The organism is Bradyrhizobium sp. Unk1 (genome assembly GCF_059512345.1).
Genome location: NZ_JCAMOP010000011.1, coordinates 63,551 through 86,573, shown reverse-complemented (window position 1 = coordinate 86,573; position 23,023 = coordinate 63,551). Strand labels below are relative to the sequence as shown.

Annotated in this window: 17 protein-coding genes; 8 read left to right on the top strand and 9 right to left on the bottom strand. The window is 64.6% G+C overall.

Translation table 11 applies throughout. The features are described 5' to 3' along the window. Window positions 1–187 precede the first annotated feature (187 nt). Window positions 188–994 carry an AraC family transcriptional regulator gene (locus tag AC5ZFO_RS15995; RefSeq protein ID WP_404979822.1) on the bottom strand — a complete coding sequence of 269 codons (807 nt, stop codon included), beginning with the start codon at window positions 992–994 and terminating at the stop codon, window positions 188–190. A gap of 51 nt (window positions 995–1,045) precedes the next feature. Here AC5ZFO_RS15995 and AC5ZFO_RS15990 point away from each other — a divergent pair, with 51 nt between their 5' ends. After that, window positions 1,046–2,218: an MFS transporter gene (locus AC5ZFO_RS15990; protein ID WP_282522895.1), complete on the top strand. Its 1,173-nt coding sequence runs from the start codon at window positions 1,046–1,048 to the stop codon at window positions 2,216–2,218. 279 nt (window positions 2,219–2,497) lie between these two features. On the opposite strand, the gene AC5ZFO_RS15985 is transcribed toward AC5ZFO_RS15990, so the two are convergent. Then, window positions 2,498–5,656 (bottom strand): efflux RND transporter permease subunit, encoded by a 3,159-nt coding sequence (locus tag AC5ZFO_RS15985; protein WP_282522894.1) that lies wholly within the window; start codon window positions 5,654–5,656, stop codon window positions 2,498–2,500. Window positions 5,657–5,669: 13 nt separating this feature from the next. Then, the gene (locus tag AC5ZFO_RS15980) at window positions 5,670–6,863 is read right to left on the bottom strand and encodes an efflux RND transporter periplasmic adaptor subunit (RefSeq protein WP_282522893.1); all 1,194 of its coding nucleotides are present in this window, start codon (window positions 6,861–6,863) and stop codon (window positions 5,670–5,672) included. Between the two features lie 234 nt (window positions 6,864–7,097). On the opposite strand from AC5ZFO_RS15980, the gene AC5ZFO_RS15975 reads away from it, so the two are divergent. Further along, the gene (locus AC5ZFO_RS15975; RefSeq protein ID WP_282522892.1) at window positions 7,098–7,889 is read left to right on the top strand and encodes an ABC transporter substrate-binding protein; all 792 of its coding nucleotides are present in this window, start codon (window positions 7,098–7,100) and stop codon (window positions 7,887–7,889) included. 13 nt (window positions 7,890–7,902) lie between these two features. Then, entirely contained in the window at window positions 7,903–8,418 is a 516-nt protein-coding gene (locus tag AC5ZFO_RS15970) for a GNAT family N-acetyltransferase (RefSeq protein ID WP_282522891.1), read from the top strand. Between the two features lie 38 nt (window positions 8,419–8,456). Here AC5ZFO_RS15970 and AC5ZFO_RS15965 read toward each other — a convergent pair whose 3' ends face one another. After that, window positions 8,457–9,632 carry a YncE family protein gene (locus AC5ZFO_RS15965; RefSeq protein ID WP_282522890.1) on the bottom strand — a complete coding sequence of 392 codons (1,176 nt, stop codon included), beginning with the start codon at window positions 9,630–9,632 and terminating at the stop codon, window positions 8,457–8,459. Between the two features lie 267 nt (window positions 9,633–9,899). Here AC5ZFO_RS15965 and AC5ZFO_RS15960 point away from each other — a divergent pair, with 267 nt between their 5' ends. Then, window positions 9,900–11,627 (top strand): phospholipase C, encoded by a 1,728-nt coding sequence (locus AC5ZFO_RS15960; RefSeq protein WP_282522889.1) that lies wholly within the window; start codon window positions 9,900–9,902, stop codon window positions 11,625–11,627. Window positions 11,628–11,643: 16 nt separating this feature from the next. After that, window positions 11,644–12,987 (top strand): cytochrome-c peroxidase, encoded by a 1,344-nt coding sequence (locus AC5ZFO_RS15955; protein WP_496122224.1) that lies wholly within the window; start codon window positions 11,644–11,646, stop codon window positions 12,985–12,987. Between the two features lie 80 nt (window positions 12,988–13,067). Here AC5ZFO_RS15955 and AC5ZFO_RS15950 read toward each other — a convergent pair whose 3' ends face one another. The 3 genes from AC5ZFO_RS15950 to AC5ZFO_RS15940 all read right to left on the bottom strand — a co-directional run bounded on the left by AC5ZFO_RS15950 (window position 13,068) and on the right by AC5ZFO_RS15940 (window position 16,303). Continuing rightward, window positions 13,068–14,141, bottom strand: a complete 1,074-nt coding sequence (locus AC5ZFO_RS15950) for a hypothetical protein (protein ID WP_282522887.1) — start codon at window positions 14,139–14,141, stop codon at window positions 13,068–13,070. A gap of 102 nt (window positions 14,142–14,243) precedes the next feature. Next, window positions 14,244–15,752 (bottom strand): flavin-containing monooxygenase, encoded by a 1,509-nt coding sequence (locus tag AC5ZFO_RS15945; protein ID WP_368860675.1) that lies wholly within the window; start codon window positions 15,750–15,752, stop codon window positions 14,244–14,246. Between the two features lie 86 nt (window positions 15,753–15,838). Further along, window positions 15,839–16,303 (bottom strand): cupin domain-containing protein, encoded by a 465-nt coding sequence (locus AC5ZFO_RS15940; protein ID WP_282522885.1) that lies wholly within the window; start codon window positions 16,301–16,303, stop codon window positions 15,839–15,841. A 186-nt stretch (window positions 16,304–16,489) separates the two neighbouring features. On the opposite strand from AC5ZFO_RS15940, the gene AC5ZFO_RS15935 reads away from it, so the two are divergent. Continuing rightward, complete coding sequence (locus AC5ZFO_RS15935; protein ID WP_282522884.1) at window positions 16,490–17,515, top strand: AraC family transcriptional regulator; 1,026 nt, start codon at window positions 16,490–16,492, stop codon at window positions 17,513–17,515. Window positions 17,516–17,526: 11 nt separating this feature from the next. Here AC5ZFO_RS15935 and AC5ZFO_RS15930 read toward each other — a convergent pair whose 3' ends face one another. Together AC5ZFO_RS15930 and AC5ZFO_RS15925 are read right to left on the bottom strand one after the other, a co-directional pair. Further along, entirely contained in the window at window positions 17,527–19,383 is a 1,857-nt protein-coding gene (locus tag AC5ZFO_RS15930) for an ATP-binding protein (RefSeq protein ID WP_496122223.1), read from the bottom strand. A 134-nt stretch (window positions 19,384–19,517) separates the two neighbouring features. Beyond that, window positions 19,518–20,150, bottom strand: a complete 633-nt coding sequence (locus AC5ZFO_RS15925) for a cupin domain-containing protein (RefSeq protein WP_282522882.1) — start codon at window positions 20,148–20,150, stop codon at window positions 19,518–19,520. A 203-nt stretch (window positions 20,151–20,353) separates the two neighbouring features. Here AC5ZFO_RS15925 and AC5ZFO_RS15920 point away from each other — a divergent pair, with 203 nt between their 5' ends. Next, window positions 20,354–22,045 carry a peptide ABC transporter substrate-binding protein gene (locus tag AC5ZFO_RS15920; RefSeq protein ID WP_282522881.1) on the top strand — a complete coding sequence of 564 codons (1,692 nt, stop codon included), beginning with the start codon at window positions 20,354–20,356 and terminating at the stop codon, window positions 22,043–22,045. 27 nt (window positions 22,046–22,072) lie between these two features. Beyond that, the gene (locus AC5ZFO_RS15915; RefSeq protein WP_282522880.1) at window positions 22,073–23,023 is read left to right on the top strand and encodes an ABC transporter permease; all 951 of its coding nucleotides are present in this window, start codon (window positions 22,073–22,075) and stop codon (window positions 23,021–23,023) included.

Sequence of the window (23,023 nt, the reverse complement as noted above, 5' to 3'; positions counted from 1 at the left end):
TGGTGCCATGCGCCATCAGGAAAGCTGTCATGTCCCGCGAAGGCCGAGAGTGCCACCAAAGCCGTCATGCCGCGGCTTGACCGGGGCATCCAGTACGCCGCGGCCTCTCGGTTCAATCACGGCCGTCTCTGGAATACTGGGTCGCCCGGTCAAGCCGGGCGACGACACCGTGAGTGCGGCAGCAACCCTACTTCCCCGCAAACTCCGTCGGCGTCCGCCCCGTCACCTGACGGAATGCTGCCGAAAACGCCGGCACGCTGGCATAGCCGAGCTGGGCGGCGAGCTGCTTCACCGACACATTGGCGTCGGTCGACAGTCGCTGGATCGCCGCCGCAACCCTTGCGCGCTGGCACCAGCTCTTGAAGCTCAGTTGAGTCTCGGTTGAAAATAGCCGCGACAACGTACGCGCGGAGGTTCCGACCTCGCGCGCCAGCGTGTCGATGTCGTGCAGGCCGGTGGGATCGTCCAGCACGATCATCGCGGCGCGCCGGCAGCGCGGCTCACGCGGCAGCGGCACGAAGGTCGCGGGATCCTCGGCCTGGTGCAATTCCAGCATCACCAGGCGGACCAGCAGCTCTGTGCGTTCCTCGGTGTTGCGTGCGTCGAACAGTGCCAGGATCGCCTGGTTGAGCAGCGACGACACCCGCACCACGAATTCCTTGGTGAGCCCCTCATAGCGCTGCTCGCGCTTCAGCCAGGGCAGGTCGAAATACAGCGTGCGCATCTCGATGTCGGCGAGCAGGTCGAGGGCATGCTCGAGACCCGCTGGCACCCAGACGGCGCGGTCCGGCGGCACCAGCCAGCGCCCCGCGGGCGTCGTCACCTGCATCGTCCCCCTGGCCGCGTAGATGAGTTGTGACTCGCGGTGCATATGCGGATCGATCCGCATGCCCTTGGGATAGTCGCGTGCGACGAGGTGCACGCCCGCGGGCGAGAGATGGTTGCTCCGGACCTCCCGGAGGATTGGCGTTTCGACGACAGTCATTGGCAGCATCCCGTCATGCCCAGGACATATAACTCATTTCGGAGCAGGAGAGGATTCGGAATGAACAGCCCCAGCCGGGTGATCAGTTTCGTCAACGCAGGCCATTTCATCGACCATTATGCGATGCTGATCTTCGCCGCCGCCGTGATCATCATGGGGCCGGCGCTCGGCATGGCCTATTCGGAACTTCTGCCCTATGCGACGCCGGGCTTCGTCGCCTTCGGCGCGGGCTCGCTGCTCACCGGCTGGCTCGGGGACCGCTGGAGCCGCCGCCACATGATGCTGATCTTCTTCGTCGGCATCGGTGCGTCCATGATCTCGGTCGGCTTCGTGCAGACCCCGGCACAGCTCGGCGCGGCGCTGTTCGCGATCGGCATTTTTGCCTCGATCTATCATCCCGTCGGCACCGCGATGATCGTGTCCTATGCCGACCGGCTCGGCCGCGAGATGGGGATCAACGGCGTCTGGGGCAATCTCGGCGTTGCGTCGTCCGCGCTGGTCACCGGCGTGATCGGCCAGTATCTCGGATGGCGTTTTGCCTTCATCGTGCCCGGTGTCGTCACCATCCTGATCGGCATCGCCTTTGCGATGATGGTCGTGCACGAGGACCGCAAGGGCTCGAAGCAGGCGGCAGCTCAAGCGCGCGTGGCGAAGAAAGACATGTGGCGCGTGATCCTGTCGCTGCTGATCGTCGTGATCGCGATCTCGACGACCTTCAATGCCGTGACCGTCGCGCTGCCAAAACTGTTCGCGGAACGGCTTGCGGACCTGACGAAAAGCCCTGCGCTGCTCGGCGTCATCGCCGCCTGCGTCTACGTGTTCGGCGCGATGACGCAGTACACGATCGGCCGGCTGCTCGACCGCTACTCGCTGAAGACGGTGGCGCTGCCGCTGTCCTTCATGCTGGCGCCGTTTCTGTATCTCGCCGCGAGCCTGTCCAATCTCCCGCTGATCCTGGTCTCGATAGGCATCGTCATGGGTGCGTTCGGGCAGGTCACGGTGAACGATGCCATGGTTGGCAAGTACACCAGCGAGGAATGGCGCTCGCGCGCCTATGCGGTGCGCTATTTCATCGGCTTCACCGCCGCGGGCGCCTCCGTCGGCCTGGTCGCCTGGCTCTACGAGCAGGGCGGCTTCGTCACCATGCTGCACGCCTTCGCCGCGCTCTGCCTGCTCGCGATCGCCGCCGCGATCATCCTGCCGCGCGAGATCAGGACGCCGCAGCCGGCGTGAGGCCGGGGCTCTCTCCGCTCGTCATTGCGAGGAGCGTAGCGACGAAGCAATCCAGACGGCCTCCGCAGAGGGACTCTGGATTGCTTCGCCGCGCTCGCAATGACGGGGGATGTGACGGCACGTCGTGCAATGCCTGCCCATCATGCCATTCTGCCAGTGTTTTGCCCGACGTGTCAAAGCACCGGAACGCTCCAAAAACCCCAATGCCATCAACGCCGTTCTACTGTGCATGGGGTTGTTTTCGACTTTTTTTATCGGACAGGCCTCCGCAGGAAAAGCCTAGGGTTTCACCTCGGCCACCGGTTGCGCCTTCGGCGGCTTCTTCGATGCACGCCAGTTCTCGAAGCGCTGCACCACCACGAAGAAGGCCGGCACGAACAGCACTGCAAGGCAGGTCGAGGCCAGCATGCCGGAGAATACGGTGATGCCGATCGACTTGCGGGCGCTGGCGCCGGCGCCGGTCGCGATCACCAGCGGCACCACGCCGAGGATGAAGGCGAACGACGTCATCAGGATCGGCCGGAAACGGGCGCGCGCCGCCTCGATCGCGGATTCCAGCACCGGCTTGCCGTCGCGGCCGTGCAGCTCGAGCCCGACCTCGACGATCAGGATCGCGTTCTTGGCCGACAGCGCGATCAGCAGGATCAGGCCGATCTGGCAATAGAGGTTGTTGTCGATCTTCAACGCGTTGAGGACCAGCATGGGCCCGATCAGCGACAGCGGCACCGCGAGGATCACCGAGATCGGCGCGTACCAGCTCTCGTACTGGCCGGCGAGCACGAGATAGACCAGCAGCATGGCAAGGCCAAACACCCAGTAGATCTGGTTCGAGACGGCCTTCTCCTGGTAGGACATCGCGGTCCACTCATAGCCTGTGCCCGGCGGCAGCGTCTTGTCCCCGATCTCCTCCATCAGCTTCAGCGACTGGCCGGACGAGTAGCCCTGCGCCGGCAGGCCGACGATGGTCGAGGAAGGGTAGAGGTTGTAGAGGCTGATCAGCGACGGGCCGGTGGCCGGCGTGATCGTGGCGACGGTGCCGATCGGGATCATGTCGCCGTTCGAGTTGCGCACCTGCATGCTGGCGATGTCGCGCTCGGTGACGCGGAACGCGGGATCGGCCTGGGTATAGACCTGGAACACGCGTCCGAACTTGTTGAACTGATTGACGTAGGACGAGCCGAGATAGGTCGACAGCGCCGCGAACACCTGATCGGTGGTGACGTGCAGCGTCTGGGTCTTGATGCGGTCGATCTCGACGTTGAACTGCGGCACCGACGAGCGGAACGAAGACGAGACGCGCTGCAGCGCGCTCTGGCTCTGGGCGTTGGAAACCATCGCGCCGGTGATGGCCTGGAGCTTTGCAAAATCGCTGTTGCCGTCGCGCAGCTCGACCTGCATCGAGAAACCGGCCGCGTTGCCGATGCCCTGGATCGGCGGCGGCGGCAGCACCAAAGTGCGTGCCTCCATGATGGTCGCGAGCTTGTCGTTCAGCCCGTAGACCAGCGAACGCAGATCCTCGCCGGGCCCTTTGCGCGCCCCCCAGTCCTTCAGGATGATGTAGGCGACGCCGGCATTGGCAAGGCTGGCGCTGTTGTCGAGCGCGGAGATGCCGGCGATGGTGATGACCTGCTGGACACCAGGCGTGTCCTTGATCAGCACGCTCGCTCTGTCGAGCACCGTCTGGGTCCGCTCCAGCGCGGCGCCGTCGGGCAGTTGCACGGCCGCGATCAGATAGCCCTGGTCCTCGATCGGCAGGAAGCCGGTCGGCACCCGCGACAGGCCGTAGCCGCCGATCCCGATCAGCACCAGTGCGAATGCGACCGAGACCGTGCTGTTCCTGCACAGGACGCCGATGAGGCGGGTGTAGCCCCGCTCGACACGGTTATAGACGGCGTTGAAGCCGCGGTAGAAGAAATTGCGCTGCTCCGGCGGCACCGTCGGCCGCAGCCAGAGCGCGCATTGCGTCGGCTTCAGCGTCGCCGCGTTGATGGCGGACAGCAGCGCGGTCGCCGCGATCACCAGCGCGAATTGCGAATAGATGCGCCCGGTGAGGCCGGCGAGGAACGAGGCCGGCAGGAACACCGAGATCAGCACCAGGGTGATGCCGACGATCGGCGCGAACAGCTGGTCCATCGCCCTGATCGCGGCGTCGTGGCCGTTCATGCCCTGCTCGATGTTGTGCGCGGCGCCCTCGACCACGACGATGGCGTCGTCGACGACGATGCCGATCGCGAGCACGATCGCGAACAGCGTCGACATGTTGATGGTGAAGCCGAGCGCCGCCATCGCCGCGAACGCGCCGATGATGGTGACGGGCACGGTCGTCGCCGGCACCAGCATCGCGCGCCAGTCCTGCAAGAACACCAGGATCACGACCAGCACCAGCAGGCCGGCCTCGATCAGCGTCATGTAGACCTCGTGCACCGAGGCTTCGACGAATTTGGTGGTGTCGAACGGCGTGTCGTATTTGATGCCTTCGGGGAATCGTTTTGCAAGCTCCGCCATCTTCTTCTCGACGGCCTGCTCGACCTGGAGCGCGTTGGCGCCCGGCGACTGGAACACGCCGATGCCGGTGGCGGGCTGATTGTTCAGCGAGAAGATCTGGCTGTAGGTCTGCGCGCCCAATTCGACCCAGCCGACGTCGCGCACGCGCGTGACGTCGCCACTGGTGCCTGATTTGACGATGATGTTCTCGAACTGGGTGGTGTCGTCGAGCCGGCCGTTGACATTTAACGTGTACTGGAACGCCTGGCCCGGCGGCGTCGGCGGCGCGCCGACCTGGCCGGCCGAGACCTGCTGGCTCTGCTGCTGGATCGCCGTGACGACGTCCGACGGCATCAGTCCGCGGACCTGGAGCTTGTTCGGATCGAGCCACACCCGCATCGAATACTGGCCGGCGCCGAACACCGTGACGTTGCCGACGCCGGGCAGGCGCGAAAGCTCGTCGCGAATGTTGATGGTGGCGTAGTTGCTCAGATAAAGGCTGTCGAATGTCTTGTCCGGCGAGGTCAGCGTCACGAACAGCAGGATCGAGGTCGACTTCTTCTGGACGGTGACGCCCTGGTTCTGCACGGAGGATGGCAGTTGCGATAGCGCGCTGGAGACGCGGTTTTGCACCAGCACCTGCGCGAAGTTGAGGTCGGTGCCGATTTTGAAGGTCACGGTCAGCGTGTAGGTGCCGTCGGAGCCGCTGTAGGACTGCATGTAGAGCATGTCCTCGACGCCGTTGACCTGCTGCTCGATCGGCAGCGCGACGGTATCGATCACCGTCTTGGCGCTGGCGCCGGGATAGCGCGTGGTGACCTGCACCGTCGGCGGCACCACGTCGGGATATTGCGCGATCGCGAGGTTGAACAGCGCGACGCCGCCGATCAGGATCATCAGAAGCGCGATGACGTTCGAGAGGACCGGCCGCTCGATGAAGAATTTCGAGATCATGGCTGGCGACCCCTCACTTGGCAGACGCCTGCGGCTGCTCGATCTTCGTCAGTTGCGGATCGATCTTCTGACCCGGGATCACGCGCAGCAGCCCTGCGATCACCACGCGGTCATCAGGCTTCAAGCCGCTTTCGATCACCCGCAGGCCGTTGTCGACCTGACCGATCTGCACCTTGCGCTGCTCGACAATGTTGTCGCTATTGACGACCAGGAGATAGCGGCCGCCCTGGTCGCTGCCGAGCGCGGTGTCGGGCACGAGGAGGGCGCTCTTGTCCTGGTCGAAGGGCACCCGGACCCGGACGAAATAGCCGGGCAGCAGCGCCCGCTTGTCGTTGGGCAAGACGCCGCGCACCGCGAGTGTGCCCGTCGATGTATTGAGGGTCGGCGAGATGTAGTCGAGGTGGCCTTCATGCGGATAGCCGGTCTCGGTCTGGAGGCCCACCTGGAGCGGCAACTGTTTGAGGTCGGCCACGGTCAGCCCGCGGCGGATCGCTTCGGCGCGGATGCGAAGGACATCCTGCTCGTTGACCGTGAAGTTCACCCAGATCGGGTCGAGCGCGACGATGGTTGCAAGCTGGGTCGGGGAGGAGACGCCGACGAGCTCGCCGATCGAGACCAGGTGCGCGCTGACGATGCCGTCAAACGGCGCGCTCACCTTGGTGTAGCCGTAATTGACCTCGGCGAGCCTCGTATTGACCTGCGCCTGCTGGAGACTGGCCTGGGCGTTGTCGCGGGTCGACGTCGAGGTATCGAGGGTGGACTGCGAGACCGCCTGGCGCTGCACAAGCTCGGCCTGCCGCTTGAAATCGGCTTCGGCCTGCTTGAGCGTGGCCTGCGCGCCGACCTCGGCCGCCTGCGCCTGCTCGAGCTTGAGCTTGTAGGTCTCCGGCTCGATTAAGAAAAGCTGGGTGCCCTGCTTGACGAAGCTGCCGTCCTGATAGTCGATCGATTGCAGGAAGCCCTGCACGCGCGCCACCAGATCGACGCTCTTGACCGGCGCGGTGGTGCCGGTAGCTTCGACATAGCGCGTCACCGCGCGCTGCACGGGCGCCGCGACGTCCACCTTCGGCGGCGGCGGCGCCACGAACGCGTTCTTGTCCTCGCAGCCGGCGAGCGCCACCACGGCCGCCGCGGCGACGAGTGCCCGCCCGACATGTCTCCACGCTCCGTTCCGTTGTGCGAGATCCGCGGGATTCGCGCAGGTCATTCGGTGGCCCCCGATTATTGTCTGTCGGTGTAGCAGGCTACCAACAAATGCCCGGCCGTGGAACACCATAGCCATGGCGGTCACCGGCCTCGCACTGCAACGGCGCAGTGGCCTTCGACAGGTTTGTCATGGCAAACCGCTTTTCACCGGGTGCATGATCGACCAGAATTGTGTCAAAGCCGGCGTAGCGGAAACGAAGCCCGTGGAAAGAAGAAAAGGTGAGGAGAACATGACATGCCCACGTCCCTCCAGGCGGCCCTTGCCGGCCTCGTTCTCGCAGCTGCAGTCGCCATGCCCGCGCTAGCCGATGGCCTGAAGGACGAGATCGCGCCGACCGGCAAGCTGCGGGTCGCGATCGCGATCAGCCCGGCGGGCGGCGCGTTCTGGTCGACCAAGACCGAAGCCGGCTATGCCGGCGTGCCGGTCGACCTCGGCAAGGAGATGGCCGGCCAGCTCGGCGTCCCCGTCGAATATGTCGTGCACCAGAATTCCGGGCAGATCACCGACGCAGCCGGCAAGGGGACGTGGGACGTAACCTGGCTGCCCAAGGATCCCGAGCGCGAGACCAAGATGATGTTCGGCCCGATCTATGAGGTCGCGGATGCCACCTACATCGTCAAGCCCGGCTCAGCCGTCACCAACTTCGCCAGCCTCGACCAGCCCGGCATCAAGGTCGCGGCCGTCAACGCCACCACGACCATGCGCGGCGCGATCGCGCATCTGAAGAATGCGAAAGTCACGGGCTATCAGACCTATGACGAGATCTTCGGCCTCCTGAAGAGCGGCGAGATCGACGCCTTCGCGCTGTCGCGCGACCAGCTCAACAAGATGGCGCAGAAGATCCCGGGCACGAAGGTGCTGGACGAGACGTTCAAGAAAACGGTGACGGCCGTCGCCGTCCCGCTCGGTCATCCCCAGGCGCTGACGTTCGTTTCCAGGTTCATGACGGAAGCCACGACGAACGGCACCTTGCGCAAGGCCTATGACAACAACGGCCTGAAGGACACGCCGATCCGGACGGAGTAGCGGCAGCGGCTCCATGGCAAGCGAGATTCAGATCCGCGCTTTCTTGCCGGCCGATGCAGCCGCTGTGCGCGAGCTGTTCGTCCGGGTCAATCGTCTATTGGCGCCGGCCCATTTGGCGGAGGCATTTGAGGGATACATTACGCGTTCCCTCGCGGAAGAGATTGACCGTCTCGCTGACTATTATGCGGTTCGCAACGGTGGTTTCTGGGTCGCCGTCGACGACGACATTGTCGGCATGTTTGGACTGGAAGCCGTCGGCGAGTCCGCGATGGAGTTACGGCGCATGTACGTTGCTCCCGGCGCGCGGCGCCGGGGTATCGCGCGAAAGATGCTGGCGTTCGCAGAAGAGGAGTGCCGCCGCCGCAATCGGCTAGAATTGCAACTAAGCACGTCCGAGCTTCAGCAGGATGCGCTGGAGCTGTATCGACGCGCGGGATACGAGAACGAGCGCGAAGAGATCGCCGATGCCGCCAGCAACAAGACACTAGGCGGTGGTATTCGTCGCTACCATTTCACCAAGCGGCTCTGACGGCATCTCGGGGCTCCTCGCCTGCTATTAGGGTTGGCTCACGGCTCCGCGGTACGAATGCCTGCGGGGCTGACCTGCAGCTTCAGCGTGGACATTTTGTTCAGCGCCTTGCCGTCGAACGAGAAAGCAATCAGCTCGTTCTCGACCATGCACTGCGCCACGACATGCTTGGAGTCCTTCGACCACACCATGCCCTGGCACCAATGGCCGATCTTTGCCTCCGCAACCGGCGTGAGGTCAGTCCCTGAAATCTTGTAGACTTTCAGCAGCCCGAAATCGTTGAAGAAGGGCGAGGCCGATGGCTTGTTCGAGCCGTTCATGACGGTGACAGCGACATGGCTGCCGTCCGGCGACATCTTCACGGCCTCCGGTGTCTGTCCGACGGTAACAGTCGTGACGACGCGGACCGGCTTGGCGTTCATGTCGATCAGGCTGATCGTGTCACTGTCGCCGCTGCTGGCGCCGACATTGCCGACGACGGCCACCGCGCTGCCGGTGAGGTCGATGTCGTAGGGGCGGATGCCGGCGGAGAGGTCGCGCTTGGTGTATTCGACCTTGGTCCCGTCCACGGTGAGAAGTGAGATCTTGCTGTCGCCGTCACGGGTGACCAGCGCGGTCGCGCCGTCACGGGAGAAGACGGCGTGGCTCGGGCCTGATTTGGCGTCGCCAAGCTGGATCTTGCCTGATGGCGTCAGCGTGCTGCCGCTGATCGTGAAGACCGAGACCGTGCCTTCGCTGCGGTTCGCAACCAGTGCCAGCGTGCCTGCACGATTGATCGAGACGCCGGCCGCGCCGGCGCCGGCCTGAAGCGTCGCGAGCACCTTTGGCGGCGAGGATTTGAGGTCGATGACGGAGAGCTTGTCATCGGGCACCGTCTTGGTCGCATCCGCCGGATCAATCTTCCTGGCGCCCGTCACCAGCGCGTACGCGCCATCGGATGCGACCGCCACGCTCGGCGGCGGGCCGACGACGCTGGCGGGAGCCGGCACCTCGCCAAGCAGTTTCAGCGTGCCGTCGGTGAGATCGATGACGCTGACGGTGTCCGGCAGCGGCTGCTTGCGGACCACGGCAACGCCATTTTCCAGCGCCATCTCGCCGTCATTGGCGGTGACGACGATCTCGGCATGAGCAGCGAAATTGGCAACGCCGATCATCGAGGTCGCTACAAGGGCTGACGCGGCAAGGCGCGTGCGCCTGCCAAATGCGGCTTTCATGTTTCCCCCGAAAGTTATGTTCTTCCGGCAAAGCTAAATGCAACCGGGCGTATCGCGCAACAATCTGGGCGCGATCATTTTTGCCTGCGCTCGGGGAATAAAACGGCATGACGTGACCCGGCGGCGTGAAGCACGCGCCCGCTTAAAAAATTATGCGCCGACCAGTGCGCAAAGTGTCTCGTGCGTCAAACTGACACAGCTCTGTCACCCCAGCTGTCTAGAAATATTTCTGATCGTAAACATCCTCATTTCCGGGGCGTCAAAAAAATGAAATCGAGACTTCTGACGACGGCTGCGATTTTCGCGGCCGCGAGCGCGCTCGCGTGCACTCTTCCCGTCCTCGCGGACGACTTCGGCCGTGACCGCGATCGCGGACATGATCATGACAACGATCGCGATCATCACCGTCATCCGCATGACATCCACACCGAGACGCCGATCAAGCATCTCGTGATCATCTTCAACGAGAACCGTTCGTTCGATCATTACTTCGCGACCTATCCGAACGCGGCCAATCCGTCAGGCTCGATCCCCTTCGTGCCGAAGCCGCATACGCCGAAGGTCAATAATCTCGCCAACGCGCATTTGCTCGTGAGCAATCCGAACGACAGCGCGGCCAACGGCACCGGCGCGACGGACCCGTTCCGCCTCGACCGCACCCAGGCCAACACGCGCTCGCAGAACCACGCCTACACGCCCGAGCAGCAGGCCGTGGACAACGGCAAGGAAGACCTGTTTCCGAAATTCACCGGCCGCGGCACAGCCGGCGGCGCCGGTGCGTTCGGCACCAACGGTCAGGTGATGGGCTATTTCGACGGCAACACCACCACCGCCTTCTGGAATTACGCCCAGCACTTCGCCATGAGCGACAATGCCTGGACCGACACCTTCGGTCCGTCGACGCCGGGCATGCTCGAGGTGATCTCCGGCCAGACCAACGGCGTGCAGAACGTTGTCGGCGTGTCGACGCAGACCGTTCCCGACGGCCAGGGCGGCCTGACGCTGATCGGCGACACCGATCCGGGCAACGATCCCTGCTCGAGCACGACCAGCACCATCCTGATGGACGGCAAGAACATCGGTGACCTGCTCAATGCCGAGCACATCAGCTGGGGCAGCTTCATGGGCGGCTTCGACCTGACGCTCAAGAACGCCAACGGCACCACCGGCTGCGGCCGCAGCACCTTCTCCAGCAACGTCAACGGCACCATCGTGGACTACATTCCGCACCACGCCTGGTTCCAGTACTACAAGTCGACCGCGAACCCGACCCATGCGCGGCCGAGCTCGGTGCATGCCGTCGGCCACACTTACGCGATGGACGGCAAGGTCGATCCCGCCAACCACGGCTACGATATCGAGGACTTCTACGCCGCCGTGAAGGCCGGCAATTTCCCGGCCGTCTCCTACATCAAGATGTCGGCCTACCAGGACGGTCACGCCGGCAACTCCGATCCGCTCGACGAGCAGGTCGGCAATGTCGAGCTGATCAACTTCCTCCAGAAGCAGCCGGAATGGCGCGAGACCGCCGTCGTCATCACCTATGACGACTCCGACGGCTGGTACGACCACCAATACGTTGCGCCGAAGAGCGCCTCGTATGACCCGACCGCCGATCAGGTCAACGGTTCGGGCCTGTGCGGCCTCGGCCCGCAGAAGCAGCCGGCACCGAAGGGTCTCGTCGGCAAGCCGGTGAACGGCCGCTGCGGTCCGGGCACGCGCATTCCGTTCATCGTGGTCTCGCCCTACGCCAGGACCAACCACGTGAGCAGCACCTACATCTCGCAGGCGTCCGTGGTGCGGTTCATCGAGGACAACTGGCTGCGCGGCCAGCGTATCGGTGGCGGCTCGTTCGATGCCAGCTCTGGCTCGATCATGGACCTGTTCGACTTCGATCAGGATCACAGCCATGACTATCGGACCGACGCGCTGTTCCTCGATCCGACCTCCGGCACGGTGATCACCAGCCCGTCGGACGAGCATCACCACCACTAGTCCAACGGGACGCTTGATGAACAGCCGCACCATGTGGCTCCTCGGCGCCGGCCTGCTTTGTCTGGCCGGCGCCGTCTTTGCGGCCGGGACGCAAGGACTTGCGGAGACGAACCAGCTCGGCGCGAACCCGAATCCGGTTCGTCTCATGCGTCCGCCCGTCGCGCCGTTGTCCGCGATGGCGCAGCTCGGCAAGGAGATCTTCTACGACGCGTCGCTGTCGTCGTCCGGCGCGCTGTCCTGCGCGTCCTGCCACAGCCCGGATCACGCCTACGGTCCGCCCAACGACGGACCGGTGATGCTCGGCGGCGCCGCCCTGTCGCGGCAAGGCGCACGCGCGGTGCCGTCGCTGACCTATCTCGATCGCCATCCGAATTTCAGCATCGGCCCCGACAAGGGCGACGACGACAACGTCATCGACCTCGCGCAGATGGCTGCGATCGGCCAGCAGGCCGCGCGCACGACGAAGACGGCCGGCGGCAGCGGCGCGTCGGCGAACATCGTGCCGCAAGGCGGTCTGTTCTGGGACGGCCGCGCCGACACGCTCCAGGACCAGGCGCTGTTCCCGCTGCTCGACCCCAACGAGATGGACGGCGGCAGTGCCGAGATCATCGCGGACAAGCTGCGCCGTGCGCCTTACGCCAATCGCTTCGTCGAGCTGTTCGGCGCCGGCGTGCTCAGAAATCAGCGGCTCCTGATCGCGGAGGCGATGTTCGCGGTGGCGCGCTATCAGGTGGAGGAAGTCAGCTTCCATCCCTACACCAGCAAGTACGACCACTGGCTCGAGGGCAAGGCGCGACTGTCCGAAAGCGAGCTGCGCGGCCTGCAGATGTTCAACGACCCTGACAAGGCCAATTGCGCCGGCTGTCACACCTCGGCGCCGACGCGCGACGGCCTGCCGCCGCTGTTCACCGATCACCAATACGAGGCGCTCGGCGCCCCACGCAATGCAGCGCTCGCCGGCAATCGCGATCCTAATCATTTCGATCTCGGCGTCTGCGGCCCGCAGCGCACCGACATTCCCGAGCAGATGCAATATTGCGGCATGTTCCTGACGCCGACGCTACGCAACACGGCGACGCGCCACGCCTTCTTCCACAACGGCGTCTTCAGCACCCTCGAGCAGGTGCTGGACTTCTACAATTTCCGCGACACCAATCCGGAAAAGGTCTTTCCGCGCGCCGCCGACGGCACGGTGCGGAAATACGACGACCTGCCGCAAAAATATCATGCCAATGTCGACGTCACCGATCCTCCCTTCGATCGCCACCCCGGCGACAAGCCGGCGATGACGGAGCAGGACGAAGCCGACATCATCGCGTTCCTGAAGACGCTGACGGACGGCTACAAGGCGGAAAACTAAGCCGTTCTCTCTGCGTGCCGCGGGGCGCGGAGGTATGGGCGTGACAGCCTGCAGTGTCCAGGACGGCGACAACCGATCCCTCAGCGTATCTTCAGCTCCGAATATTTCACCATCGCGCGCTCGAACTTCCGGTTGAACAGCCACATCGCACCGAGAATCTCGCGGAAGCTGGCCGAGGTCCGCGCCCGGTCGGCCTGTCCGAACGCGAAGATGCTGTTGTTGCGCAGGTGCTTCATGATGGTCGGGCTGGACACCCTGTAGTTCAGCAGATCGCCTGATTTGAGCGCGGACCGCGTCGGGGTCGGCACGATCTGGATCAGTTCGAACAGCTTCATCTGGTCGATCGGGTCGGGAAGCGTCTTCACGATTCCCGGAATCTCCCGGAAGACCTCCGCATGTGCGTTCATCAGGCCGTCGCGCACGTTGGTCCAGTGGTTGAAGCGATAGTCCGTGCCGCGGGCGCGTGCCTCTTCCTTGTCATCGCGCGCGCTGAGCTCGGGGTTGGCCGCCACGATGTCGCCCTTGATGGCCTCCCATTTCCTGCGGCCGTTGCGGTCCTCGGACGGGCCGGTCTGGAAGCTGCCCATATAGGTGTTCGAACGCCCGTTGCGGACATTCTGCTTGCCATTGGTCTCCGCAAAGAACAGCCCGAGGCTGATGCGGCCCGCAGCCTCGGCGTGAGCCGCTGCAAGCCCCTTGGCGCGCGCGATCGCTGTGGCGAGATCGACGACGTCCTTGAACGGCGTCGCCGAGTTCTGCGCGCCGGCCGGCGGCGCCTCCATGACGTCGAACAGCTTTGAATATTCGTCGATCAGCGGCTCGATGTCGGCGTCGAAATAGGCCGGTGGTATCTCGAACTTGTTGGGCTTGCCGATTCGCGACGGCATGGCGTCGGTGAGATCCTTGTAAGCACTGATGACAGCGACGCGTGCCAGATAGAGCGCCTGTCCCGGCAGGTTCGGCAACGGCTCCTTCGCCTCGATCTGTCGGCGCCGCTTGGCAAGGATGGATTTGAAATCGCCGAGCGCGCGATCGTAGGTGGCGAGCGCCTCGGATTGCTTTGCGTTAAGCGTTTGTGCCTGGCTGACCGTGAACGTCGTGAGGATCAGCCCAAGCACCGCCAGGGCTGTGGCGGCGTGACATCGTCGTCCCATGGCGGGTTCCCATGTGCCGGAGATTCGTCGGTCACGGGATCGTAAACATCAAACGCGCGGACTGGCGAGTTGCAAATCGCGCCCAGCCCGGGTTCTCCGACCTTACGCTGTGGCCCGGTACTCCGGCGCCGTCGCCAGGAATTTCGCATAGGCACCCGCATCCGGCGGCTGGAAGTGCCCCGCAAGCCCGCCGCGCTTCTGGTTCCTGGCGCCGATATCGGCCATGAGCTCGTCGAAATGGCGGTAGTGATAAGGCGCGACGCAGAGGCCGCCATAGACGCCGGCAGCCGGCCGTTCGACGCGCTTGAAGTGCAGCATCATCTCGACATTGTCGCGCATCGCTTGTGCCGTCGGCTGGTTCGCGAGCTGGCCGTCGGCATAGCGCACCAGCCAGTTTGCCGCGAGATCGGCGCAGAGCACGGTGCAGAACGACGAGTTGAAGCCGACGAAGCCCATCTCCGGCAGATCAGGGTTGGCGATCAGGCGGTAGAGCCGGTACTGCCCATCCGCATCGACAAGTTTCTGCCGATAGGCCGCGGGCAGGAACGGCACGCCGAGCTTGTAGCCGATCGCGAGCACGGCGACGTCGGCCGCGACGCGCTCGCCACCGCTCATCACGATGCCGTCGCCTTCATAGTGATCGAAGCTGCCGAACACCGCCTTGATGCGGCCGTCGGCGACCATCGGGTAAAAGCCCGGCGTTGCGATCGGCACCGAGCAGTTGACGCCGTCCTCGATCCGCTCCTTCGGCACCATCTTGCACCGGTTCAGCTTGAGCTGTGCCTTCAACAGGCTCTCCAGTCCGCGCCAGTTCGCCCAGATCAGCGGCGCGGCGATGCGGTGCGCGAGCCGTGCCATGGAGCTCGCGCCCCAGCCCGGAAACATCTCCTCCTGCGCGCGGATGTAGAGGATGCGCTTGAAGTTCACGAGCCCGCCGATGAAATACGGAATGCGCCACACCGGCTCGCGCATCACGATGGTGACCTCGCGCGCGCCCGATTTCACCGCGTTCACCGCGATGTCGGTCGCGGACTTCGAGCCGCCGAGCACGACGACGCGGCGTCCTTTCGCCAGCGTCGGATCGCTGTATGTCGACGAGTGCAGGATCTGGCCACCCTGCGCCAGAAAGCCGTCCTCGCCCGGGCAATGCAGCTCGCGCGGCTCGTTGAACTGCCCGGTGCAGACCGCGACGAAATCGAAATCTTCATTCGTCGTGCCGTTCTTGTTCGACAACGCGAGCGTCCAGCCCGGTTTGCCGTCGGCGCGGCGCGCCATGCCCGCGACCCCAGTGTTGAGGCGCAGCATGTGGTCGAGGCCAAAGTTTTTCGCATAGTCGCAGAGATAGGCATGGACCTGCGGCCCGGTGGGCCATTCCGGATAACTGTCCGGCATGGCGCGATCGGTGTAGCGGTAGAGTTCCTTCGGGCTCTGGGTCTGGACGTCAGGATAGGAGCGCGCCGGCTCCCAGACGCCGCCGAGATCGGCACTGCGCTCGACGATGGTGACGCGGTGGCCGTGGCTGGAAAACGCCTTTGCGGCGGCGAGGCCGGAGACGCCGGCGCCGATCACGCAGACATGCTTGGGGCTGACCATGGGATTCCTCGCAATCAATGTGTTTCGGGCGCAAGCGGCCACGTTCGGCCGCAATGCGCGGCCGGCGGACCTGCAAGCAGATGAAGTGGTCGGGAGGCCGCTGCCTAGTCGTTGGCCTCGGGCGGCAGGAAGTCGACCTCGTGCAGCGCCGAGATGCGCACGACCTCGGCGGGGTCGGTCAGATTGTGGAGCTGGTTGAACAGCGCCTCCAGCTTCTGCATCGGCGAGACCCAGAACAGCGCGCGGCACGGCTTGTCGGACTTGTTGAAATAGCCGTGCGGGATGCCGCGCGGCATGCGCACGAGATCCCCGGCATGGGCCTTGACCCATTGGCCGTCGAGCTTGAGGTCGAGCGTGCCTTCCTGCACCAGGATGAACTCGTCCTGGGTCGGATGGATGTGCACGGGCACGAACTGGCCGGGCTCGCTGTTGGTCTCGAACGCGAAGGTGGAATCTGTGACAGCCTTGGGAAAATAGACCTGGCCCAGGATGTTCCAGCTCTTGCCACCATAGCCCGTGCCAACGGCGGTTATGCCCTTTTCGAGTGCAGTCTTTTCGAGTGCAGTCATGGCTCGCTCCTCATGGATTCCGGCGAGGATGGAGCTTCGGCCCGTCGACGGTCGCTGTCTATCCGCTAAACGAATCCGGATGCGGCTGTTGCCATGCAGCACGACGATTTTGCGGCGCGGCTCTTTCCGCGTCCCGGGAACTATTATAGGCTTAAAGCAAATCCGTGGCCCGAAGCGTTGTCGACGATGTCCGCAGCCGAGCTGGAAATGATCACGCGGCGGTCCGAAGCCGAACGGCTTGCGGACTTCGCCCGCGTCACCACGGACGATGTCGACGAAGCGGCAGAGCAGATCGGACGCATCTTCTGCCCGCACGACCTCGAGCCGGCACGGCCGCGCGGGCCCGGCTTCTCCGCCCGGCACAATTGCGCGGCGTTCGACGGCTTCTCCATCAACTATGTGGCCTATGGCGGGTCGGTGAGCATCGATCCCGGCTGCCTCGAGCGCTTCTTCCTGGTGCAGGTCCCGCTCACCGGCACCGCCCGCATTCGTGCCGGCGTCAGCGAAATCGATGCCGCGCCGGGCCGCACGGCATCGCTGCTGTCGCCGACCATTCCGACCCGGATGATGTGGAGCGACTGTGCCCAGGCGATCCTGCTGCTCGACCGTCGCATGATCGAGCAACGCGCTGCGTCGCTGTCGGGCAGGGCGGCCGGCACAGTCGAGTTTAATGCCGCGATCGACCTGGACGCACCGGCGGGGCAGGCGTTGCGGACCAGCCTTGCCGAACTGATGCGGCTTGCCGAGCGTCTCGGGCCGTCCGGCAGGCTTTCATCGGTCGCGATGGCCGATTGGCGCGAGGTGCTGCTCGATCATCTCCTCAATGGCCAGCGGCATGACCTGTCGGATGCCATCAGGAGGTTTTCGGGGCAGGCCGAGCGTCTGCCGCGTGCGCTCCGCGCCGCGCGGGACCATCTTGCGGAAAATGCCGGTGAGCCGCTCGACCTCGCGCAGCTCGCCTGCGCGTCCGGGATCGGCGTCCGCGCGCTCCAGCTCGGCTTCCGCCGCCACTTCGGCGTATCGATCTCGGAGATGCTGCTCGGCATGCGCCTCGCTGCTCTGCACGCCCGGCTGGCGCAGGCTTCGCCGGATGTCTCCATCACCGAGATCGCCTTTGATCTCGGCTTCACCCATCTCGGCCGCATGGCTGGTGCCTACCGCGAAAAATTCGGCGAGACGCCGTCGGCAACGCTGCGGCGAAGGATGAGCTAGGCGGCGGGCATCTATTTTCGCGATCGCGTCGTGCCGCTGTCTTCAGCCGCTTGCCTCCGCAAAAAGCCTTCGACATCCGCCTGCACCGAGTACGGCGTCGGGATCGGATCGCCCGCGGCGTCGACGGCGGTGTCGAGGGAGCGGCGCAGCATGCGCGCGAGCTCGGCTTTCCGGTACGGCTTTGCCAGCAGCGGCGCGCCCATGGTGGCGCGTCCCTGCGCGTGCAGGGAATCGTAGGCATAACCCGACGTGAACAGCACCCGCAGCGAGGGCCGCGCAGCCACCATCTGCTCGGCGAGCTCGCGTCCATTGACGCCGCCGGCCATCACGATGTCGGTGAAGAGCAGATCGAACGGCGTTCCTTCGGCCACGATGGCGAGCGCTTCGGTCGCGTTACCGGCGGAGATGACCTTGTAGCCGAGGCTTTCGAGCTGGACGGTGACATATTGGCGGACGTCGCGATCGTCCTCGACGCAAAGGATTATTTCCGTGCCGCCCACGACCTTGCGCTCGTCATAGCCGGCCGGACGGAGCGTGCTGGTCTCGGCTTTCGGCAGGTAGATCGTGAAAATCGTGCCGCGGCCTTCTTCGGACGTGACCTTGATGCCGCCGCCGGACTGCTTGACGAAACCGAACACCATGCTGAGACCGAGCCCGGTGCCCTTGCCGACATCCTTGGTCGAGAAGAACGGATCGAAGATGCGTTCGAGAATGGCTTGCGGAATACCCGTGCCGGTATCGGCGATCTCGATCTCGACATAGTCACCGGCGTAGCCGGCGCCCACCGCGACGGCCTCGCGCACGCCGAACACCACGTTGCGCGTCGTCAGCGTGAGCTTGCCGCCGTCCAGCATCGCGTCGCGGGCGTTGATCGCGAGGTTGAGCAGCGCCGCGCTCAATTGGCCGCGGTCGGCGAAAGCCAGCCAGACGTTGCGGTCAAGCCTGGACACGATCTCGATCTTCTTGTCGAAGGTCGCCAGCAGCAGCTTTGCCACCTCTTCGAGCAGTTCGTTGACGTCGATCTCGGCCGGCTGGAGCGCCTGCTTGCGGGCAAAGGACAACAGGCTCGACGTCAGCGCGGCGCCGCGATCGGCCGCCTCGCTGATCAGCTTGGTGATGGTCGCAAGCGGCGGGTTGTCCTTCACGGCGTCGGCGGGGATCTCGATCGTGCCCGTGATCACGGTGAGCATGTTGTTGAATTCGTGAGCGATGCCGCCGGTGAGCTGGCCGACCGCCTCCATCTTCTGGGCCTGGATCAGCTGCTCCTCGGCCGCGCGCTTCTGGGTGACGTCCTTGACGAAATTGTTGATGATGGTGCGCCCGCCGAGCTCGAGCGCCGTGCTCGACGCCTCGATCAGGATCTGGTCGCCGTTCCGGTGCAGCAGCGTCGCTTCGAACCGGATGCCGATTGGCGTATCCGACAGTTCCGGCAAAAGCCGCATCATGCGTTGCCTGAAGCCGTCGCGGAGCGGCTCGGCGATGAGGAGGTTGACGACATCGGCGCCGAGCGCCTCCTTGCGCGTCCATCCGGTCAGGGCCTCGGCCTGGACACTCCACTCCAGGACGATGCCGTTCGCATCGGTCTGAACGAAGGCGTCGAGTGCGGTCTTGATGACGGCCTGGGTCATCTGCGCGCCGGCCTGGGCCTGCTCGGCCAGTTGCGCGGCGGCGCGTTTGTCCTGCGCCATTTCGATCGCGCGCGTGCACAGCCGTGCGAGCAGCACCGCAACGGCGCCGCTTGCCAGCAAGGCGACGACCTGGGCAAAGCCGAACCCGGTCCCGGTCGCGGCATAAGAGGCGAGGAGGGCCGCGGCGGTCACGGCGACCTGCGCGGCCATCGCGAGTGTCAGAAGCGGTCTGAGTTTCATGGTCTCACACCAACGACGTCAATCGCGGGACCCTCGCGTTCGCGCTGTAGATTGCTCCGGCTTCACGTCAGCTACAGGCTCCGCGAGCCTGCGTCGAGGGGCAATTTCCGGCGGGGCGCCGGCGTTCCTCGCGCTCAACCTGCCGGCGAATCGGTCTGGCGGAGCGTCGTGACCCAGATCACACGCGCGGCCTGCTGGGTCGGGTTGTCGAACATGTGCGGCACGATGCTCGGAAAACGGAAACTGTCGCCGGCCTCGAGCAGATGAGCCTGGTTGTCGAGCCACAGCCGCAGGCTGCCGGACAGGATGTAGCCGGCCTTCTCGCCGGTGTGCTGCAAGAAGTCGGTGCCGGACGAGGCGCCGGGATTGAGCGTGAGCTCATAGAGTTCGAGCTGGCCCTTGTCTGCGGGCGTCAGCGCTTCCTTGACGACGCCGCTGGCGGTGAGCCGCAGCAGGCGCCTAGAGTTCTTGCGCACGATGTAGCGCTGCACATCGGCGGGATCGGTGGTCTCGAAGAAATAGGAGATGGGAACGTCGAGCGCGATGCTGAGCAGGCGCAGCGTCCGTATCGACGGCATGGCGCGCGCGCGTTCGAGCTGGCTGATCATCCCATTGGAGAGCCCGGTCTTGGTGGCGACGTCCTGGATCGAGAGGCCGGCGCGCTGCCGCAGCAGCCGCACGGTTTCGCCGAGTCGCTGGTCGACCGCATCGTCAGCCTCGATCGCCGGGGCGTCCTTCGGGCCGTTGGTCTCGCCGCGACCATCCATGTCGCTCTCCCATGCATTGCCTCGCCGCCGGAATGGCCGGCGGCGTGAAAAGGTCGCGCATCCTAGCAATGTGATTGACAGCTGTATTTAGTCATGATGAACTTTTGACTGAAAAATTTAGAAGCACTAAAGCCCACTCCTGTCCCTTTGCCGGGTCTCGGGGGCGCGGGAGACGGTGCCGCGTGCGGGAACGGAGACTGGTCATGGCAGACAGCACCGGCAAGTTCGGCGTTGGCGGGCTGCATCATCTCGGCATTCCAAATCGCCGACAATTCTTCCAACTCGGCGCGGGCGCTGCGGCGGGATGGACCCTTGCAGGCAACGCGTTCGCGCAAACGGAACGCCCGACCAATCCGCCGGACAAGCCGCGCGGGCAGGTGATCGCGGCGCTGTCGCAGGAGCCGACCGTCTTTCATCCGCTGATGCCGGGGATCGAGGTCGATCAGGGCATCTGGTGGCAGGTGTTCTCGCCGCTCTGGTTCATCGAGCCCGACGGCAAGTTCGTCCCCGACCTCGCGCGCGAAGTCCCGACCGTCGAGAATGGCGGCCTGTCGGCCGATGGTCTGACCTGGAAGATCAAGCTGCGCAGCGACGTGAAATGGCACGACGGCACGCCGTTCACGGCCGAGGACGTCAAGTTCTCGCTGGACCTGATCAACAATCCCGACTTCCGCGTCCGCAACCGCGTCGGCCACAACCTCGTCAAGGACATCAAGGTCGTCGCGCCCGACGAGATCCACTGGCGGATGGAGGCTCCCTATTCGCCCTACATGTCGATCCTGTCGCTCACCTTCATCGTGCCGAAGCACATCCTGGAGAAGCTGTCGGATCCGAACTCCTCGCCGTTCCACAACGCGCCTGTCGGCACCGGGCCGTTCCGCTGGGGCGAGCGCGTGCCCGGCGACCACATTCAATTGAATGCCCATGCCGGCTATCACGGCAAGGGACCTTATGTCGAACGCGTGGTCTTCAAATACATTCCCGATCTCACCGTGCTCTACACCCAGTTCCGCACGGGGCAGGTCGACTACACCGGCCTGCAAGGCATCTTGCCGAACTTCGTGCAGGAGGCGAAGACGCTGAAGGGCCGCAAGATCTTCGTCTCCGCGACGTCATCGGTGGAGCACGTCGCGCCGAACCTCGAATTCGGCCCCTTCGCCGATCGCGCGGTGCGCGAGGCGCTTTATCTTGCCATCAACAAGCAGGCGATCATCGATGCGCTGAACTACGGCCTGCCGACGCAGACCGAGAGCTTCGTGCCGCAGCAGGCCTGGTCGTTCCGGCAGGGCCTGCCGCAGCACAAATACGATCCGGCCAAGGCCAACGCGCTGCTCGACGCTGCCGGTTGGACCCGCGGCTCCGGCGGCATCCGCGAGAAGGGTGGGGTCAAGCTCGAATTCACCAACTCGACCACGTCGGGCAATGCGGTGCGCGAGCAGACCCAGCAACTCCTGATCCAGGACTGGCGCGCGATCGGCGCGGCGATGCGCGTCAACAACATGCCCGCCGCCGTGATCTGGGGCGATTTCTGGCAGCAGTCGAAGTTCAATTCGGTGCTGGTGTCCGTGAACTTCATGCTCGGCAGCGACCCCGACGTGACGCCGCGCTTCGGCTCCGGAGCTATCCCTGCCAAGGGCGGCCGTGGCTTCAACACCTATCAGTACAACAGCGCCGAGGCCGATCGTCTGCTTGCCGAGGGCGCCAGACAGTTCGATCTCGCCCAGCGCAAGACGACCTATGGCGATCTGCAGAAGCTGATCCGCAACGACCTCGCCATCCTGCCGCTGTTCCAGGGTTTTATCGCCGAGGGCGTGAAAGAGGGGCTGCAAGGCTTCCGTCCCAACATCAACACCTCCATCAACTGCTGGAACATCCGCGAATGGTACTGGGCCTGATGCCTCAGGCTCGCTGGATCGCCTGAGATGGCCCGTTACGTCGTCAACCGCCTGGCGCAGGCGATCATGCTGCTGGTGATCGTCTCCGCGATCGGGTTTGCCATCCTGCATCTGGCGCCCGGCGGTCCGTTGTCGCAATACGCGGCGTCCGCGCAGATGACGCAGGAGGACCTCGACCGCGTCACCAGGCAGCTCGGCCTCGATCGCCCGTTGCCGATCCAGTATCTCGACTGGTTCGGCCGCATGCTGAAAGGCGATTGGGGCAAGTCCTATCGCGACGGCGAGGCGGTGCTGTCGGTGATCTCCTCCCATCTCGGCGCCACGTTGGAGCTGATGGCTACGGCGACGATCATCGCGGTTTTGCTCGGCTGCTGGATCGGCGTGCTGGGCGCGCTGCGCCGCTATTCGCTGTTCGATTCGCTCGCCACCGTCGGCGCCATGATCGCGCTGTCGATCCCGACCTTCTGGTTCGGTCTCGTCACCATCTATTTGTTCTCCGTGAAGCTCGGCTGGCTGCCGGCCGGCAATCGCCAAACCGTCGGCGATGGCTCCTTCCTCGACCTGCTGCATCATCTGATCGCGCCGGCGCTGGTGCTGGCACTGGTCGAGACCGCGATGTGGGGCCGCTTCATGCGCTCCTCCATGCTCGAGGTGATCAATCAGGATTACATCCGCACCGCGCGCGCCAAGGGCATGCCGGAATGGCGCATCCTCACCGTGCACGCGCTACGCAACGCGCTACTGCCGATGATCACGGTCGCGGGTCTGCAGTTTCCGACGCTGCTCGGCGGTGCGCTGGTCGCCGAGACCGTGTTCACCTGGCCCGGCATGGGCCGGCTGTTCCTGGATTCCATCGGCTACCGCGACTATCCCGTGGTGATGGGCATCCTGATGTTCTCGGCGACGATGGTGCTGATCGGCTCGCTGGTCGCCGACATCCTCTACGCCGTCGTCGATCCGCGCATCCGGGTGGGCTAG